We start from the raw sequence: 17,437 nt of genomic DNA on the forward strand, positions 1-17,437 counted from the left end.
GTTACACGCTGCTGTCAACACCTCTTTTTCAACTTCCTTTCGGGCTTCGATGAACTGAAGCCGCCTGCTGTCGAAAACTGCGTAACTCTTTGTTTATCAAGGAGTTTTCCGTTTCGACTGCGCCGGAAGTGGGGCGAATTATAGACATCCAGAATCTGCCGTCAAGCACTGATTGCAGCTTTACTCGGATTTCAATGTAATACGCGCAAATGACTTCTTACCGGCCTGGCAAACGTGCGTCGCACCCAGTACGTATATAAAGGTGCGATCGACCACTTCACCATCTATACGTACGCCGCCAGAGTTCAGCAGGTCACGCGCCACTGCCGAATTCTTCACCAGCCCGGCCTTATTAAGAACAGCCGCAATCGGCATATCTTCGGCAGCAGTCAATTCGATTTCCGGCAGATCATCTGGCAGCTCGCCTTCTTTCATACGATTACCCGCCCCGCGGTGAGCACTGGCCGCAGCCTCCTCGCCATGGAAACGCGCAACGATCTCTTCTGCCAGTTTGATTTTGATGTCACGCGGGTTTGCACCAGCCTCGACATCCGCACGGAATGCATTGATCTCATCCATGGAGAGAAAGCTGAGCAGTTCGAAGTAGCGCCACATCAACGCATCCGGAATGGAAACCAGTTTGCTGTACATGACACCTGGTGCTTCCTGGATACCGACGTAGTTGCCCAAGGACTTGGACATCTTCTTCACCCCATCCAGGCCTTCGAGCAACGGCATGGTCAGAATGCACTGCGGCTCTTGGCCGTACCCGCGCTGCAGCTCGCGCCCCATCAACAGGTTGAACTTCTGATCGGTACCCCCCAACTCGACATCCGCGCGCAACGCCACCGAGTCGTAACCCTGCACCAGCGGATAGAGGAACTCGTGAATAGCGATTGGCTGATTGGTCGTGTAGCGCTTGTCGAAGTCGTCGCGCTCGAGCATGCGAGCAACCGTGTACTGGGAAGTCAGGCGAATGAAGTCTGCCGGCGCCATCTGGTCCATCCAGGTGGAGTTGAACGCAACTTCGGTTTTTGCCGGATCAAGAATCTTGAAGACTTGAGTCTTGTAGGTCTCGGCATTCTCGAGAACCTGCTCACGGGTGAGCGGCGGACGAGTTGCACTCTTGCCACTCGGGTCACCGATCATCCCGGTGAAGTCCCCTATCAGGAAGATCACTTGATGCCCCAGCTCCTGGAACTGACGCAGCTTATTAATAAGCACGGTGTGACCCAGGTGCAAATCCGGCGCGGTCGGATCGAAGCCAGCCTTAATACGTAGCGGTTGGCCACGCTTGAGCTTCTCGATCAGCTCGGACTCAACCAACAGTTCTTCCGCACCACGTTTAATCAGCGCTAGCTGCTCTTCAACCGACTTCATAACAGACCCGCAAGGCTCGAATTCAAAGGGGACCAACCATACAAGATCACGCGTCAAATACAAAGTTTGGCCGGCGCAATGACGCCAATCCGCTGGCAGAGTGTCCGCGGACTTGCTTCAGAGATGATTTGGTTATATTTTATACAGTTATTTCATCTTCATCATGTCATTCATCTTTTCCAATTCATCTTTTTCAAAGTCAAAAAATCACTTATGACCAAAGAATCGTCTAAAGCGCCGCCGCTTTACCCGAAGACCCACCTCCTCGCAGCAAGTGGCATCGCCGCCCTGCTGAGCCTGGCGCTTCTGGTATTCCCTTCCAGCGATGTTGAAGCCAAAAGGACAACCCTGAGTCTTGAACTTGAAAGCCCTGCCGAACAATTGTCACAAGACCAAGACGCTGCTGACGCCGCTCAAGCCACAAATGAGCCTGTAGTCACCCCTTTCGCGCAAATCGAAAACAGCACCGAAGAACCGCAGGAGACCGCTCAAGCCGAGCCGGTGGTCGAAGAAAAGAAGCCTTCAAGCCACAGGGAAGTGATCGTTTCCAAAGGCGATACGCTGTCCACGCTGTTTGAAAAAGTCGGCCTCCCGGCCACATCGGTGCATGAAATTCTGGCCAGCGACAAACAAGCCAAACAGTTCAGCCAGCTTAAACGCGGCCAGAAGCTCGAATTCGAACTAAACCCCGAAGGCCAACTGACCAACCTGCACAGCAAGCTCAACGACCTCGAAAGCATTACCCTGACCAAGAATGACAAGGGTTATGTGTTCAACCGCGTCACCGCCAAACCTACCGTGCGCTCAGCCTATGTTCATGGCGTGATCAACAGTTCGCTATCGCAATCCGCCGCTCGCGCCGGGCTCTCCCACAGCCAGGCCATGGACATGGCCAGCGTGTTTGGCTACGACGTCGACTTCGCCCAGGATATTCGCCAGGGTGACGAGTTCGATGTGATCTACGAGCAGAAAGTCGTCAACGGCAAGGCTGTCGGCAACGGGCCGATACTCTCCGCGCGGTTCACCAACCGCGGCAAGACCTATACCGCCGTGCGTTATACCAACAAGCAAGGCAACGCCAGTTACTACACCGCTGAAGGCAACAGCATGCGTAAAGCATTCATCCGCACGCCGGTTGACTTTGCCCGCATCAGTTCGAAATTCTCCATGGGGCGCAAGCACCCAATCCTGAACAAGATCCGCGCCCACAAAGGCGTCGACTACGCAGCACCACGGGGCACACCGATCAAGGCTGCGGGTGACGGAAAAGTATTGCTGGCCGGTCGCCGCGGTGGCTACGGCAATACCGTAATCATCCAGCACGGCGCCACCTACACCACGCTGTATGGCCACATGCAAGGCTTCGCCAAAGGTGTAAAGACCGGCGGCTCTGTGAAACAAGGCCAGGTTATCGGTTATATCGGCACCACCGGGCTCTCCACCGGTCCGCATCTGCACTACGAGTTCCAGGTCAATGGCGTGCACGTCGACCCACTAGGCCAGAAGGTGGCGATGGCTGATCCAATTTCCAAAGCCGAGCGCGCACGCTTCCTTGCGCAGAGCCAACCGCTGATGGCACGCATGGATCAAGAGAAATCCACCCTGCTGGCTTCGAGCAAGCGCTAAGCCATGACGCTCTATATAGGTGTGATGTCCGGAACCAGTCTCGATGGCCTGGACATCGCGCTGGTCGAGCTCTCCCCGGCGATCAAGTTGATTGCCACGCACTACATTCCCATGCCCGAATCCCTGCGCAATGAGCTGCTTGTCTTGTGCGCCAGCGGCCCGGACGAGATTGCCCGCTCAGCCATCGCCCAACAAAACTGGGTAGAACTGGCCGCCCAGGGCATTCATACCTTGCTTAAACAACAAAACCTGAAGCCCGAAGACGTTCGCGCGATTGGCAGCCACGGCCAGACCATTCGCCACGAGCCGGCGCGCGGTTTCACGGTGCAGATCGGCAACCCAGCCCTGCTGACCGAGTTGACCGGCATTACCGTAGTCAGCGATTTCCGCAGCCGTGATGTAGCGGCTGGCGGGCAAGGTGCGCCACTGGTTCCAGCCTTCCACGAAGCCTTGTTTGATGAGCGCGCCGGTCATCGCGCGGTCTTGAACGTTGGTGGGTTCAGCAATCTCAGCCTGATCGAACCCGGCAAACCCGTTGCGGGTTTCGACTGCGGTCCGGGTAATGTGCTGCTGGATGCCTGGATCCATCAACAGCGCGGCGACAACTTTGACCGCGACGGCCAATGGGCTGCCAGCGGCAATGTCCAACAGGTATTGCTGAATGAACTACTGAGTGATCCCTTCTTCGTGACCAAAGGACCCAAAAGCACCGGCCGCGAAGTGTTTAACCTGCCATGGCTGACACAGCACCTCGCGAAACTACCGGCCTTCGCTGCCGAAGACGTGCAATCGACCCTGCTTGAACTCACCGCGCTGACCATCGTCGAGTCACTGCAACACGCTCAATCGGACACTCAGGAATTGCTGGTCTGTGGCGGTGGCGCACACAACGTTACGCTGATGAAGCGCTTGGCCGAGTTGCTGCCTAATGCGCAAGTCAGCAGCACCGCCACGCATGGTGTGGACCCCGACTGGGTTGAAGCCATGGCGTTCGCCTGGCTGGCCCATTGCTGTCTCGAAGGCATCGCTGCCAATCGCCCCAGCGTCACCGGCGCCCGCGGCCTGCGCGTACTTGGCGCTATCTACCCCGCGTAAACATCAGACAGCAAAACGCCGCACAACCCAAAAGGTTCTGCGGCGTTTTGCATTGCGCTGAAAATGCGATCAGATCGAGAACGAAGAGCCGCAACCACAGGTTGTGCTGGCGTTCGGGTTCTTGATCACGAAGCGCGAACCTTCCAGACCTTCCTGATAATCCACCTCGGCACCTGCCAGGTACTGGAAACTCATCGGATCCACGACCAGGCTCACGCCTTCGCGCTCGACGATGGTGTCGTCATCGGCCACTTCTTCATCGAAGGTAAAGCCATACTGAAAACCTGAACAACCGCCGCCCGTAACGAATACGCGCAGCTTCAAGCGATCATTCCCCTCTTCATCGACCAGGCTCTTCACCTTGTGCGCGGCACCGTGGGTGAATTGCAAAGCCGTGGGGGTGAAGGATTCGACGCTCATGCTGACTATCTCCCGGCGTTACGCCGCCATAATGCGTGATGACGCGCATTATCCGCTTGTCCTAGAAAATCGGTCAACTATTTGAGGAGCAGCGGCAAGCTTCAAGTTGTGAGCTTCAAGCTTGCGGCTTACAACTTGAAGCTTGTAGCTGCTCTTTAAGGCAACATACCCGCGTGGGACAAGCCCAAGCGCTCATCCAGACCAAACAGGATGTTCATGTTCTGCACCGCCTGACCCGACGCCCCTTTGACCAGGTTGTCGATCACCGACAACACCACCACCAGATCTCCATCTTGCGGGCGATGCACGGCGATACGGCACACGTTGGCACCGCGCACGCTACGTGTTTCCGGATGGCTGCCGGTGGGCATTACATCGACGAACGGTTCGTTGGCATAACGCTTTTCAAAGAGTGCCTGCAGATCGACCGAGCGATCCACGACGGTCGCGTAAAGCGTCGAGTGAATGCCACGGATCATTGGTGTCAGGTGCGGAACGAAGGTCAAACCGACATCCTTGCCCGCGGCGCGACGCAGCCCCTGGCGGATTTCCGGCAAGTGACGGTGACCCTTGACCGAGTAGGCTTTCATGCTTTCCGACGTCTCGGAGTACAGCGATCCTACAGAGGCGCCACGCCCGGCACCGCTGACGCCGGATTTGCAGTCAGCGATCAAACGAGTGGTGTCGGCCAGGCCGGCTTCGAGCAAAGGCAGGAAACCCAATTGTGTAGCGGTCGGGTAGCAACCCGGAACGGCGATCAGGCGAGCATCCTTGATTTGCTCGCGATTGACTTCCGGCAAGCCGTAGACCGCTTCTTCCAGCAGTTCCGGCGCACCGTGCGGTTGACCGTACCACTTGGCCCACTCCGCGGCGTCTTGCAGACGGAAGTCAGCCGACAGGTCGATGACCTTGGTCCCGGCCGCCAACAGTTCGCCGGCCAGCGCATGGGCAACACCGTGTGGGGTGGCGAAGAACACCACATCACAGGCGCCCAGCGTCTTGATGTCCGGAACACTAAAGGCCAGGCCGTCGTAATGGCCTCGCAGGTTCGGGTACATGTCGGCAACGGCCAGGCCCGCCTCGGATCGGGAAGTGATCACTACCACTTCAGCTTGCGGATGCTGTGCCAACAGACGCAGCAGTTCGACACCGGTGTAACCCGTGCCGCCGACGATACCGACCTTGACCATAAAACTGCCCTCAACGAACCCACTGGAAAGCCGTCGATAATAGGGTGCGTATCGTTCTGCGACAACCGGCAAGGTGACGTGCGGACGCTCAAGCCTCTACTATCCGGACTACCGTGAACCTGGGAATAACCAAAAATGCTTTATCTGTGGCTCAAAGCGCTTCACATCGTCAGCATGGTCTGCTGGTTTGCCGGCCTGTTCTACCTGCCGCGCCTGTTCGTTTATCACGCGCAAAGTGAAGACACCGTCAGCAAGGAACGCTTCAGTATCATGGAGCGCAAGCTGTACCGCGGCATCATGGGCCCGGCGATGATCGCCACCCTGATTTTCGGCATCGCGCTGATCGGCCTCAACCCGAGCATCTTCAGTCAGGGTGGATGGATTCACGCCAAACTGACGCTGGTTGTGATCCTGATTGGCTACCACCACATGTGCGGCGCACAGGTGAAGCGTTTTGCCCGTGGCGAAAACACCCGCAGCCATGTCTTTTATCGCTGGTTCAATGAAGTCCCGGTTCTGATATTGCTGGCTATCGTAATTCTGGTCGTGGTTCGGCCGTTCTAACGTCAATAAGCACAACTCACCGGGGTACCTCCAATGTCGCTGCCCGCACTGCTCGAACAACGTTTGCGTCTGCCCGTGGTGGCTGCGCCAATGTTCCTGATTTCCAATCCGCAATTGGTGCTCGCCTGCTGCCGTAATGGCGTGGTCGGCAGTTTCCCCGCGTTGAACCAGCGCGAGAGCAGCGGCTTCAAGGCCTGGCTTGAAGAGATCGAAGCTGGCTTGGCGGCATTGGAGAATCCGGCCCCTTATGCGGTCAACATGATCGTCCACAACAGCAATCCACGCCTGCAAGCGGACCTGGAGATCTGCATCGAGCACAAAGTGCCGATTGTGATCACAAGCCTGGGCGCCGTGAAAGAAGTGGTCGACGCCGTGCATAGCTATGGCGGCCTGGTGTTCCACGACGTGACGACTCGCCGTCATGCGGAAAAAGCCGCCGAGGCCGGTGTGGATGGCTTGATTGCAGTGGCCGCGGGCGCCGGTGGGCACGCCGGTACCTGGAGCCCGTTCTCGCTGATCGCGGAAATCCGCCAGTTCTTCGACAAGACCCTTCTGCTGGCCGGCTGCTTGAACCACGGCCATGAGATTCTTGCTGCGCAATTGCTCGGTGCGGATTTAGCCTACTTCGGTACACGATTTATCGGCACCACTGAAAGTCATGCGCCTGACGCCTACAAAGAGATGTTGCTGACTTCCAGGGCAGCGGACATCGTCCATACTCCAGCAGTGTCCGGCGTACCGGCAAGTTTCATGCGTCAAAGCCTGGAAGCCGCCGGTTTTGATATGGCAGCCCTGCAAAACAAGGGTGAGGTCAACTTCGGTTCCAAACTCAAACCGATCAGCGATGAAGCCAAGGCCTGGAAAACCGTGTGGTCTGCGGGCCAGGGCGTTGGGGAAATCGATGATTTGCCGAGTGTCGATCAATTGGTCGCCCGTCTGGACGCGGAATATCGAAAGGCACTGGAACTGGCGGCACAGTTGCCAAAACGCTGGCCGCGCTGAGATAAAAGTTTTGGCCAGCCCCTTCCGGCTGGCCCTACACTCCATCCATGCCCGCAAGATTTTCTAATTCAATCACTCGCGACAAGGATGCCTCGCAATGAGCGAAAACCGTTTCAAGATCGTATTCGACGGCGCTCTGCTGCCCGGTGTTGAGCTGACTACTGCCAAACAGAATCTCGCCGCGCTGTACAAAAGCAAAGTCGCTGCGGTCGAACGGCTGTTCTCGGGCAAGACTGTCACGCTCAAGCAAGGTCTGTCACAAGTCGAGGCGCAATCCTACCTTCAGGCACTGACGAAAACCGGCATCAATGCGCGGATCGAAAGCGAATCGCCCATAGAGCTGAGCCTGACCGACGCTCAGGAACACCTTCCCGCCAAGGCTCAACCGGTCTTCCACGACCCGGTGTCCCCTTACGCTCCGCCGCAGGCCAGCGTCGGTGAAAACCTGCCCGCGTTCTCCACACTCAAACCGTTCAGCGTCGAAGGGCGTATCGGCCGTTTGCGTTATCTGGCGTGGACGATGGTCTTGACCCTTGTGATGCTGGGTGTCGGATCGGCACTCGCGGTTTTCGCCGTCGCCCTGATCAGCGCAGACTCGAGTGCCGGTCTGATTGTCGGTGGACTGGTGGCGCTGATCCTGTTCATCGGGATCGTGGTGGTCAGCATTCAGATCAGCGTGCAGCGCTTGCACGACATCGGCTGGTCCGGATGGCTTTGGCTATTGAACTTCGTCCCGTTCGTGGGCAGCCTCTTTCCGTTCGTGATCATGGTCATCCCCGGCTCCAACATCGCCAATCGCTACGGCCCGCCGCCACCGCCAAACAGCACCGCCGTCAAAGTCCTGTCTTCGTTGTGGGTGGTGTTTATCGCCATCGTCTTCGTGGCGGCGCTGTCCGGCGGTTTTACTGTGATTCAGCAAGAGTATGAAAGCGCTACTGAAAGCAGCTATGACAGCGGCTCGGTGACGAATGACGAGATGGACGTCGAGCCGGCCGAAGTCATCGATACCGCACCGGATTCTGCAGACGATGAAGCCGAAGAAGCCCCGTCCCCTGTAGACTCTGCGAAAGAATAAACAGCGCTCCCCGCCCGTGACACCTGCGTCGCGGCGCGGAGCTGTTGCGATGGAGAACTGCATGACCCGTTACGCTCTGATCACCGGCGCTTCCAGCGGCATCGGCCTGGCGATGGCCGAAGCGCTGGCCCGGCGCGGCCGCAGCCTTATTCTGGTGGCCCGACAGCGTGATCAGCTGGAAAGTATTGCGATTGAACTGACTCAACGTTTTGGCGTGGAGGTGCTTTTCCGTGCCTGTGATCTCGGCGAGCCGCTGCGGCTGTCGGGGTTTCTGCTGGAACTGGAGGAAGGTGACCGTCAGATTGATCTGCTGGTGAACTGCGCTGGAATAGGCACCTGCGGTCCCTTTCTCGCTCAAGACTGGATGACCGAGCAGGACCTGATCGAAGTGAACATTCTGGCACTCACCCGACTCTGCCATGCCATTGGAAACAGCATGGCGTTGCAGGGTGGCGGGCAAATCCTCAATGTAGCCTCGGTCGCCGCATTTATTCCCGGCCCGTGGATGAGCACTTACTACGCGAGCAAAGCGTATGTGCTGCATTTTTCCGAAGGTTTGCGTGTCGAGTTGAAGAAATGTGCAGTCAAGGTCTCGGTGCTCTGCCCCGGCCCGACGCGCACCGGTTTTTTTCGCACCGCGCAGTTGGACACAAGCAAACTGGCCGACAGCAAAATGCTGATGAGCCCCGAAGAAGTGGCGCTGTATACCGTGCGGGCCCTGGAGAAAAATCGCGCGATCATTATTCCGGGCCGAAGCAACCGTTGGCGGGCCTTTCTGCCGCGGTTCGGTTCTCGCTGGTTAAACCGGACAATCGCGGGCATGGTCAACAAGGTTTACTGCCCGCGCTAAATGCGTCCTGCGGTAAAACGCTGGGCGCGGGCATCCCCCATGAGTACACTCACGCCAGCCAAAACAACGGAGAAAACAGCTGTGGATACTCTGTTCACCAAGATCATCAACCGGGAAATCCCGGCGAAGATCATTTACGAGGACGACCAGGTACTGGCCTTCCACGATATCGCCCCACAGGCACCCGTGCATTTTCTGGTGATCCCGAAGAAACCCGTGCGCACCCTCAACGACCTTACCGAGGAAGACAAGGCGCTGGCCGGGCATATTCTGTTCACCGCGCAGCGTCTGGCGCTGGAACTGGGTTGCGAAAAAGGCTTCCGCGTTGTCATGAACTGTAATGAGGAAGGTGGGCAGACTGTCTATCACATTCATATGCACGTGCTCGGTCAGCGCCAGATGCATTGGCCACCGGGCTGATTGCACATTGCACCAAGGGAGTGGCCAGCCACTCCCCCATGACCCAGCTCAAACCTTCCCCGGCCGATTGGGTTAAACTGGCCGCCGAGATTTTTCCCGGAGGTCAGCATGACTACCCAACGTCACTACTCGCCGATTGACCGTCTTCTGCTGCAAGCCGACGCCGCCATGCGCACCCTGCTGCCTTCCAGCGGCCAGCCCTACCGTCCGTCGCCGGCCATCGTCCAGCCCGATGCGACATTGAGCGATGAGGACACCCGGCACGTTGCCGGCCTGATGCGCATCAACCATACCGGCGAAGTCTGTGCTCAAGCGCTGTATCAAGGGCAAGCCCTGACCGCCAGGCTCCCGCACGTACGTGCGGCCATGGAGCATGCTGCCGAAGAAGAAATCGACCATCTGGTCTGGTGCGAGCAACGCATTCATCAGTTGGGCAGTCACACCAGCATTCTCAATCCGCTGTTTTATGGCATGTCGTTCGGGATTGGCGCGGTGGCCGGGCTGATCAGCGACAAAGTCAGCCTGGGGTTTGTTGCCGCCACCGAACATCAAGTGTGCAAGCACTTGAATGAACACCTTGAGCAATTGCCGGTCGAGGACGAAAAGTCCCGGGCGATTCTTGAGCAGATGCGTATTGATGAAGAACAGCACGCGGAAAGTGCGCTGGATGCCGGAGGGTTCCGTTTTCCGGCGCCGGTGAAGTTCGGGATGAGTCTGTTGGCCAAGGTGATGACCAAGAGTACTTATCGGATCTGACCGTTGAGCAATAAAAAAGGCGACTGCCGTGAGGGAGTCGCCTTTTTTGTGCCTGGCTCAACCGAGTTCGATGATCTCGTAATCGTGGGTGATCGCCACGCCTGCCGCACCCAGCATGATCGAGGCCGAGCAGTACTTCTCTGCCGACAACTCGATGGCCCGTTTGACCTGGGCTTCTTTCAGCCCACGGCCCTTGACCACGAAGTGCATGTGAATTTTGGTGAAGACTTTAGGGTCCTCGGTCGCACGCTCGGCTTCGAGGAAGGCTTCGCAGCTTTCGACAGCCTGACGGGACTTCTTGAGGATGCTGACCACGTCGAAATTACTGCAACCGCCAACACCGAGCAGGAGCATTTCCATCGGCCTGACACCCAGGTTGCGACCGCCGGCATCGGGCGGACCGTCCATGACCACTACGTGACCGCTGCCGGATTCACCGAGGAACATGGCTTCGCCAGCCCATTGGATGCGTGCCTTCATCGCCAAGACTCCACTGTCTAAAAAAGGGTCGCCAGCTTAGCACAGGGGCCTTGATCGACAGCGTCTGACCTTCCTAAGACGCAAGTGTCTACGTCGTAGGTAAATTCTCAAATCTTCAAGGAAGTGTCTGTTAAGCTGGCGCCAATTCACTGGCGCATGGCCAGCTTTGCATTGACCGTTGTCGGCGACTCATCAGAAAACCAATACACACCGCGAAGTCTTTTCGGGATACAACCATGGTTGCTATTACCCCAGTACCCAAAATCAAAAACCTCGACAAGCTGTTGATGCATTGCCAGCGCCGTCGCTATGCGGCCAAGAGCAACATTATTTGCGCGGGCGATCGCTCGGAAACACTGTTCTTCATTATCAAAGGCTCGGTCACGATCCTGATCGAGGATGACGACGGTCGCGAAATGATCATTTCCTACCTGAACGCCGGGGATTTTTTCGGGGAGTTGGGCCTGTTCGAACAGGCCGGCCAGGAACAGGCACGCAGCGCCTGGGTGCGCGCGAAGATCGAATGCGAGGTCGCGGAAATCAGCTACGCGAAATTCCGTGAACTGTCCCTGCAGGATCCAGACATTCTTTACGTCCTCAGCGGACAAATCGCACAGCGTCTGCGCAACACCACACGCAAGGTCGGTGATCTGGCGTTCTTCGACGTGACAGGTCGCGTTGCCCGTTGCCTGCTGGAACTGTGCAAGCAGCCGGACGCGATGACCCACCCGGACGGCATGCAGATCAAAGTGACCCGTCAGGAAATCGGCCGGATTGTCGGCTGCTCGCGTGAAATGGTCGGTCGCGTGCTCAAGGATCTCGAAGAACGCAACCTGGTGGACGTCAAAGGCAAGACCATGGTGGTCTTCGGTACGCGCTAAGCGTGGAACATGTCTGCCAGCAACTGGCGATAAAGCGTATCGAGCCGCCCGAGGGCATCGGGCGCGGCGAACTTCTCATGCAGGGCGATGTGGCTTTCGGCGCGAACACGCTGTTCCAGACCGCAGGCTTCATTGAAGCGATTGACCGCCGCGACCATCGAATCGCGCTCGTTATCCAGCAACAACGCACCGTGAACCAACCCGACCGGACGCGTACCGCCCTTGCTTTGGCGCCAGCGCTGAGCGGTGCCGACCATCTTGCGGCCGTCCAGGTTGACGTTGAAACGGCCATCGCAGAATGCGCCCTCGATTTCGCCGAGGGACGACACACCGCCGAGCTCATCCAGCATTTGGCAGATCGGATCACAGAGTCGGCGATAGGCTGTTTCGATACGGTTCTGGTCGCCTTCAGTACGCGGCGGTGCGTAGACCAGTGCGATGTTGATGGTTGATGCCGATTGCGGCACCGGTTCGCCGCCGGTTTCACGCAACAGCACAGGCCAACCGGCAGCGGCTGAGACTTCGCAGGCAGCGTCGAAACCGGGTAGGCGGTTCAAGCGACGGGGCATGACCAAGGCCCGGTCATTGGGTTGCCAGAACAGCAGACCAAATTCAACGTCGTCGGCACAGACCGACGCCAACAGATCCTGTTCGGCTTGCAGGCCGGCTTCGACAGTCAAAGAGACGATTGAGGTCATTAGGTATTCCGTTGGACAGGAAGTCTATGGTGTTACTTATGCCGCCATCGCGAGCAGGCTCGCTCCCACATTGGATCTCCGGTGTCAGTAGATCTCTTGTGGGAGCGAGCCTGCTCGCGATGGGGTCGACTCGGTCTGGAAGAAATCAGTCGAGTGTAGAACCACTTACCGCGCGCTCAGGAAAGAACAGACGCTGCAATTCAGTCCCCGGGCTTTCGGCACGCATGAACGCTTCGCCAACCAGGAACGCATACACGTCGCTGATTTCCATCAGCTCGACATCGGCACGATTGAGGATGCCACTCTCGGTAATCACCAGGCGATCACGAGGGATACGCGGCAACAGGTCGAGCGTGGTTTCCAGGCTGACGTCGAAGGTGTGCAGGTTGCGGTTGTTGATGCCGACCAGCGGGGTGTCGAGGGTTTTCAATGCCCGCTCCAGCTCGTCACCGTCGTGAACTTCCACCAGCACATCGAGGCCGACACTTTTTGCCACGGCCGCCAGTTCGGCCATTTTCACGTCATCCAGCGCGGAAACGATCAACAACACGCAATCGGCGCCCAGTGCCCGTGCTTCGACGATCTGGTAAGGATCGATCATGAAGTCCTTGCGGATCACTGGCAGTTTGCACGCAGCCCGGGCCTGTTGCAGATAGGCATCGGCACCCTGGAAGTAATCGATATCGGTCAGCACCGACAAACACGTCGCGCCGCCCTTCTCGTAGCTTTTGGCGATGTCGGCGGGAACAAAGTTCTCGCGGATCACGCCCTTGCTCGGCGAGGCTTTCTTGATTTCGGCAATCACCGCCGGCTGCTTGAGCTTGGCTTGCGCCAACAACGCCCGGGCAAAACCACGGGGTGCATCGGCCGCCTTGGCCAGACTTTCCAGCTCGGCCAGGCTCACACGAGCGCTACGCTCGGCGACTTCCTGGACCTTGCGCGCCAGAATGTTTTCCAGAACCGTCGGTACACTCATCCTTCATTCTCCACTTTGAATACCGCGGTAAATGCACCCAACTCCTCCAGTTTCTCCCGAGCGAGGCCTGTGTGCAGCGCATCGTGCGCCAAGGCAACGCCTTCTTTCAAACTGGTTGCATGGTCGGCGGCGTACAGCGCGGCACCGGCATTGAGCATGATCATCTCGGCGGCTTTCTGACCGCTTTCGGTTTTGCGTTTGCCCAAGGCATCGCGTATCAGCTCCAGCGAGGCTGCCGGGCTTTCGACTGCCAGCCCGTGCAGGCTCTGGCTCTTCATGCCCAGGTCTTCCGGCTCGACCCAATATTCGATGATCTGGTCGTTCTTCAATTCCGCCACGAAGGTCGGCGCCGCCAGACTGAATTCGTCCAGGCCATCCTTCGAGTGCACCACCAGCACGTGCTTGCTGCCCAGTCGCTGCAAGACCTCGGCCAACGGCCGGCACAGCGCCTGGTTGAACACGCCGACTACCTGATGCTTCACACCGGCCGGGTTCGTAAGCGGGCCGAGCATGTTGAACAGGGTACGCAGGCCAAGGTCCTTGCGCGGACCGGCGGCGTATTTCATCGCACGGTGGTGAGTCTGGGCGAACATGAAACCGATGCCGACATTGTCGATGCAACGTGCCACCTGAACCGGCGTCAGGTTGAGGTAGATGCCCGCCGCCTCCAGCAAATCGGCGCTGCCGCTTTTGCCCGAAACCGCACGGTTACCGTGTTTGGCCACGGTGCAGCCGGCCGCCGCGACCACGAAAGACGAAGCGGTCGACACGTTAAAAATATTGGCACCGTCACCGCCGGTCCCGACCACATCGACCACGCCGTCGAGGGTCTTGAGTTCGACCTTGTCCGCCAGCTCGCGCATGACCGACACGGCGCCGACGATTTCGTCGATGCTTTCGCTCTTCATGCGCATGGCCATCATGAACGCGCCGATCTGCGCATCCGAGCATTGGCCAGTCATGATTTCGCGCATCACATCACGCATTTCATCGGTGCTGAGGTCGAGGTGATCGACGATACGGCCCAGGGCTGTCTTGATATTCATGAAAAGTCCTTAGCGCGTGCCGCCGGTTTGTTTGAGGAAGTTAGCGAACAGTTCGTGGCCCTGCTCGGTGAGGATCGATTCAGGGTGGAACTGCACGCCTTCGATGTTCAGTGTCTTGTGGCGCAAGCCCATGATCTCGTCGACCGAACCGTCTTCAAGCTGGGTCCAGGCAGTGAGCTCCAGGCAATCAGGCAGGGTTTCACGCTTGACGATCAGCGAATGATAGCGCGTCACCGTCAGCGGGCGATTCAGGCCTTCGAATACGCCCTTGTCCTCGTGGAATACCGGGCTAGTCTTTCCGTGCATCACTTGACGGGCGCGAACCACATCACCGCCAAACGCCTGGCCGATGGACTGGTGGCCGAGGCAGACGCCAAGAATCGGCAGTTTGCCGGCGAAATGCTTGATCGCTTCAATCGAGATCCCGGCTTCGGTCGGGGTGCAAGGACCGGGGGACACCACGATGCGCTCCGGGTTGAGGGCTTCGATTTGAGCGATGGTCAGTTCATCGTTGCGCACGACTTTGACCTGGGAGCCGAGCTCACCAAGGTATTGCACAACGTTGTAGGTAAAGGAGTCGTAGTTATCGATCATCAGCAACATGGCGTTTTGAACCTCTTGAATTCACTGACTTTAAAGATGGCCTTTGAATGATTTACCCGCAGAGCGCTGCGCTTTGTCAGGTGCTGGAGCAGCGCCAGCAAAGCGGCATTTCAAACAGGCAAAGAAGGCAAAGCGGTACAGGGCCGACGGGGCCGGCAAAAAGAATTCAGGCGCGCCAACGCCAGCGGGCGTGTGCCTTGATGACTTGATCCAGGAGTTTACTGATGATCAACACGGAGAAGGTCTCTTTCATACGTCCGGGCACAGTAACTTAGCCGGGCAGAGCGTGCAATATGGCCGGGGCTACTGCTCGCGAAACTATCAAAGGCTGCGCGACAGATGGCAAAAGGCTGGAAGTTTTTGGTACTGTCGTTTTGTTCACTACAACAATAAATAAATGGACTTGCTCATGATCAAACAGACGTTGTTTGTACCGCTCGCAGGATGCTTGCTCGCGATGGCCTGCGCCCAAGCGAGCGCAGTACCGAATCCTTACACCGGTTTCGTCGTCTTCGGCGACAGCCTCAACGACGCCGGGACCTTTGCCGACACCGGCGGACCTGCCGGGTCGACCCAACGTTACACCAACCGGACGGGGCCGGTTTATCTGGATGGCAGCGGCGAAGTCCGCTCGCTCAACTCCACGCAAATACTGGGTGGAAAACTGGGGTATTCGGCGGACCAGACCGCGTCATCGAATTCGGCGGTTCGCGCCAGCAATGGTCAGCCCGATGGCAACAACTGGGCCGTCGGCGGTTATCGCACCGATCAGATTCTCGATTCGATCACCACCACTTCCGCCACTGGCGAGCGTACCCGGGCGGGTTACCTGCCTTCGAACAACTTCCGTGCCGACCCGAACGCGCTGTATTACCTGTCGGGTGGCGGTAACGACTTCCTGCAAGGCCGCGTCACCAGCCTGCCTCAGGCCAGTGCCGCCGCCGACCGATTGGCCAACAGCGTGCAGACGCTGCAAACCACCGGGGCCAAATACATCATGGTCTGGCTGCTGCCCGATATCGGCCTGACGCCAGCAATCAACGGCAGCCCGCTGCAAGCGTTCACCTCTCAGCTCAGTGCCCAATTCAACACCGAATTGGTGAGCCGACTGCAGAACATCAATGCCGAAATCATCCCGCTGAACATCCCGGTGTTGCTCAATGAAGCTTTCGCCAACCCGGCCCAGTTCGGCCTGGCGACCGATCAGAACCTGACCGCCACCTGCTTCAGCGGCAGCGGCTGCACCGAGAACGCCCGTTACGGCATCAACAGCGCCACCCCAGACCCGACCAAGCTGATCTACAACGACTCGGTACACCCAACCGAAGCCGGGCAACGTCTGATCGCCGATTATGCGTACTCCCTGTTGTCAGCACCGTGGGAGCTGACGCTGCTGCCGCAAATGGCCCAAGGCACCCTGCGTTCTCACCAGGACGAACTGCGTAACCAATGGATGGCTGACTGGGAAAACTGGCAAGGCGTCGGCCAATGGCAAGCCATTGTTGCAGGCGGTGGCCAGCATCAGGATTTTGACGGGCAGGACAGCGTCGTCAGCGCCGACGGTAATGGGTACAACCTGAACATCGGTGGCAGCTACCGCCTCGACGATGCCTGGCGCGTCGGTGTGGCGGCCGGTTTCTATAACCAGAAGCTCGAAGCCGGGACTAACGACTCCGACTACAAGCTCAACACTTACCTGGGTACGGCATTCGCCCAATACCAACAAAATCGCGTATGGGCTGACATGGCGTTGACGGCCGGGCATCTGGATTACGACAGCCTCAAACGTAAATTCCAGCTGGGCGCCAACGAACGCAGCGAAAAAGGCGACACCAGTGGCTACGTCGAAGCCGCTAGCGCTCGCCTCGGCTACGACATCGCACAGCAAGTCAGTAGCCCTTGGCACTTGTCGCCGTTTGTCAGCGCCGATTTCTCCAAGGTAAAAGTCGATGGTTACTCGGAGCAAGCCACTGATTCCACAGCGCTGAATTTTGCCGATCAGGAAAGTATTTCCCGACGTCTGGGCGTCGGTTTGCAGGGCAAATACCAGATCACCTCACAAACCGAGGTATTCGGCGAAGTGGCTCACGAGCGTGAGTACAACGACGATGTTCAGGACGTGACCATCAGCCTCAATAGCCTGCCCAACAATCAGTTCACGCTGGAAGGCTACACCCCGCAAACCAATCTGAACCGGGTGAACCTCGGCGTGAGCCACAACCTCACCAAGGAACTGGCACTGCGCGCCAGCTACAACATTCGCAAGGATGACGACTTTACCCAGCAAGGGATTAATTTAGGGGTTGCGTTGGAGTTCTAAATCGCGAGGCGATAAAAAACGCGGCGCCCTTACAGGCGTCGCGTTTTTTATGTGG

The 17,437-nt window shown here is 57.9% G+C and carries 19 protein-coding genes; 11 read left to right on the forward strand and 8 right to left on the reverse strand.

Annotated features, from left to right (window positions below; translation table 11 throughout):
• Positions 1-180: 180 nt before the first annotated feature.
• Positions 181-1,380, reverse strand: coding sequence for a tyrosine--tRNA ligase (gene tyrS / locus J2Y56_RS08655; RefSeq protein ID WP_310349757.1), 1,200 nt, complete (start codon positions 1,378-1,380; stop codon positions 181-183).
• 213 nt (positions 1,381-1,593) lie between these two features.
• On the opposite strand from tyrS, the gene J2Y56_RS08660 reads away from it, so the two are divergent.
• Complete coding sequence (locus J2Y56_RS08660) at positions 1,594-3,006, forward strand: peptidoglycan DD-metalloendopeptidase family protein (protein WP_007947967.1); 1,413 nt, start codon at positions 1,594-1,596, stop codon at positions 3,004-3,006.
• Positions 3,007-3,009: 3 nt separating this feature from the next.
• Positions 3,010-4,101, forward strand: a complete 1,092-nt coding sequence (locus J2Y56_RS08665; protein ID WP_310349759.1) for an anhydro-N-acetylmuramic acid kinase — start codon at positions 3,010-3,012, stop codon at positions 4,099-4,101.
• A gap of 69 nt (positions 4,102-4,170) precedes the next feature.
• Here J2Y56_RS08665 and erpA read toward each other — a convergent pair whose 3' ends face one another.
• A complete protein-coding gene (gene erpA / locus J2Y56_RS08670) occupies positions 4,171-4,521 on the reverse strand; it encodes an iron-sulfur cluster insertion protein ErpA (RefSeq protein WP_007947969.1) in 351 nt (116 codons plus the stop codon).
• 155 nt (positions 4,522-4,676) lie between these two features.
• On the reverse strand, positions 4,677-5,711 hold the full coding sequence (argC, locus tag J2Y56_RS08675; protein ID WP_007947970.1) for an N-acetyl-gamma-glutamyl-phosphate reductase: 1,035 nt from the start codon (positions 5,709-5,711) through the stop codon (positions 4,677-4,679).
• A 135-nt stretch (positions 5,712-5,846) separates the two neighbouring features.
• Between argC and hemJ the strand changes: the two genes are divergently transcribed.
• The 6 genes from hemJ to coq7 all read left to right on the forward strand — a co-directional run bounded on the left by hemJ (position 5,847) and on the right by coq7 (position 10,378).
• Positions 5,847-6,275 (forward strand): protoporphyrinogen oxidase HemJ, encoded by a 429-nt coding sequence (gene hemJ / locus J2Y56_RS08680; protein WP_007947971.1) that lies wholly within the window; start codon positions 5,847-5,849, stop codon positions 6,273-6,275.
• Between the two features lie 33 nt (positions 6,276-6,308).
• Entirely contained in the window at positions 6,309-7,277 is a 969-nt protein-coding gene (locus J2Y56_RS08685) for a nitronate monooxygenase family protein (protein WP_310349761.1), read from the forward strand.
• Positions 7,278-7,374: 97 nt separating this feature from the next.
• Complete coding sequence (locus J2Y56_RS08690; protein ID WP_310349763.1) at positions 7,375-8,352, forward strand: DUF805 domain-containing protein; 978 nt, start codon at positions 7,375-7,377, stop codon at positions 8,350-8,352.
• A gap of 61 nt (positions 8,353-8,413) precedes the next feature.
• A complete protein-coding gene (locus tag J2Y56_RS08695; RefSeq protein ID WP_150780475.1) occupies positions 8,414-9,202 on the forward strand; it encodes an SDR family oxidoreductase in 789 nt (262 codons plus the stop codon).
• An 81-nt stretch (positions 9,203-9,283) separates the two neighbouring features.
• On the forward strand, positions 9,284-9,622 hold the full coding sequence (locus J2Y56_RS08700; protein ID WP_007947975.1) for a histidine triad nucleotide-binding protein: 339 nt from the start codon (positions 9,284-9,286) through the stop codon (positions 9,620-9,622).
• A 108-nt stretch (positions 9,623-9,730) separates the two neighbouring features.
• Positions 9,731-10,378, forward strand: coding sequence for a 2-polyprenyl-3-methyl-6-methoxy-1,4-benzoquinone monooxygenase (gene coq7, locus J2Y56_RS08705; protein WP_007947976.1), 648 nt, complete (start codon positions 9,731-9,733; stop codon positions 10,376-10,378).
• Positions 10,379-10,435: 57 nt separating this feature from the next.
• Here coq7 and J2Y56_RS08710 read toward each other — a convergent pair whose 3' ends face one another.
• Entirely contained in the window at positions 10,436-10,858 is a 423-nt protein-coding gene (locus J2Y56_RS08710; RefSeq protein WP_007941657.1) for an OsmC family protein, read from the reverse strand.
• Positions 10,859-11,094: 236 nt separating this feature from the next.
• Here J2Y56_RS08710 and crp point away from each other — a divergent pair, with 236 nt between their 5' ends.
• A complete protein-coding gene (gene crp, locus J2Y56_RS08715; protein WP_007947977.1) occupies positions 11,095-11,739 on the forward strand; it encodes a cAMP-activated global transcriptional regulator CRP in 645 nt (214 codons plus the stop codon).
• On the opposite strand, the gene J2Y56_RS08720 is transcribed toward crp, so the two are convergent.
• The 4 genes from J2Y56_RS08720 to J2Y56_RS08735 form a co-directional block, all read right to left on the reverse strand.
• Positions 11,736-12,437, reverse strand: coding sequence for a lipoyl protein ligase domain-containing protein (locus tag J2Y56_RS08720; RefSeq protein ID WP_310333617.1), 702 nt, complete (start codon positions 12,435-12,437; stop codon positions 11,736-11,738). The two genes, crp and J2Y56_RS08720, sit on opposite strands and share 4 nt — an antisense overlap.
• Positions 12,438-12,582: 145 nt before the next feature.
• Positions 12,583-13,413, reverse strand: coding sequence for an indole-3-glycerol phosphate synthase TrpC (trpC, locus tag J2Y56_RS08725; protein ID WP_007947979.1), 831 nt, complete (start codon positions 13,411-13,413; stop codon positions 12,583-12,585).
• Positions 13,410-14,459: an anthranilate phosphoribosyltransferase gene (trpD, locus tag J2Y56_RS08730; protein WP_007947980.1), complete on the reverse strand. Its 1,050-nt coding sequence runs from the start codon at positions 14,457-14,459 to the stop codon at positions 13,410-13,412. The genes trpC and trpD overlap by 4 nt, the downstream gene beginning before the upstream one ends.
• Positions 14,460-14,468: 9 nt before the next feature.
• The gene (locus J2Y56_RS08735; RefSeq protein WP_007947981.1) at positions 14,469-15,062 is read right to left on the reverse strand and encodes an aminodeoxychorismate/anthranilate synthase component II; all 594 of its coding nucleotides are present in this window, start codon (positions 15,060-15,062) and stop codon (positions 14,469-14,471) included.
• A 43-nt stretch (positions 15,063-15,105) separates the two neighbouring features.
• Here J2Y56_RS08735 and J2Y56_RS08740 point away from each other — a divergent pair, with 43 nt between their 5' ends.
• Together J2Y56_RS08740 and estP are read left to right on the forward strand one after the other, a co-directional pair.
• Entirely contained in the window at positions 15,106-15,459 is a 354-nt protein-coding gene (locus J2Y56_RS08740; protein WP_157214456.1) for a hypothetical protein, read from the forward strand.
• A 12-nt stretch (positions 15,460-15,471) separates the two neighbouring features.
• Positions 15,472-17,382, forward strand: coding sequence for an esterase EstP (gene estP, locus J2Y56_RS08745; RefSeq protein ID WP_310349766.1), 1,911 nt, complete (start codon positions 15,472-15,474; stop codon positions 17,380-17,382).
• The last annotated feature ends 55 nt before the right edge of the window (positions 17,383-17,437 follow it).

Source organism: Pseudomonas sp. BE134 (assembly GCF_031456105.1).
GTDB lineage: Bacteria > Pseudomonadota > Gammaproteobacteria > Pseudomonadales > Pseudomonadaceae > Aquipseudomonas.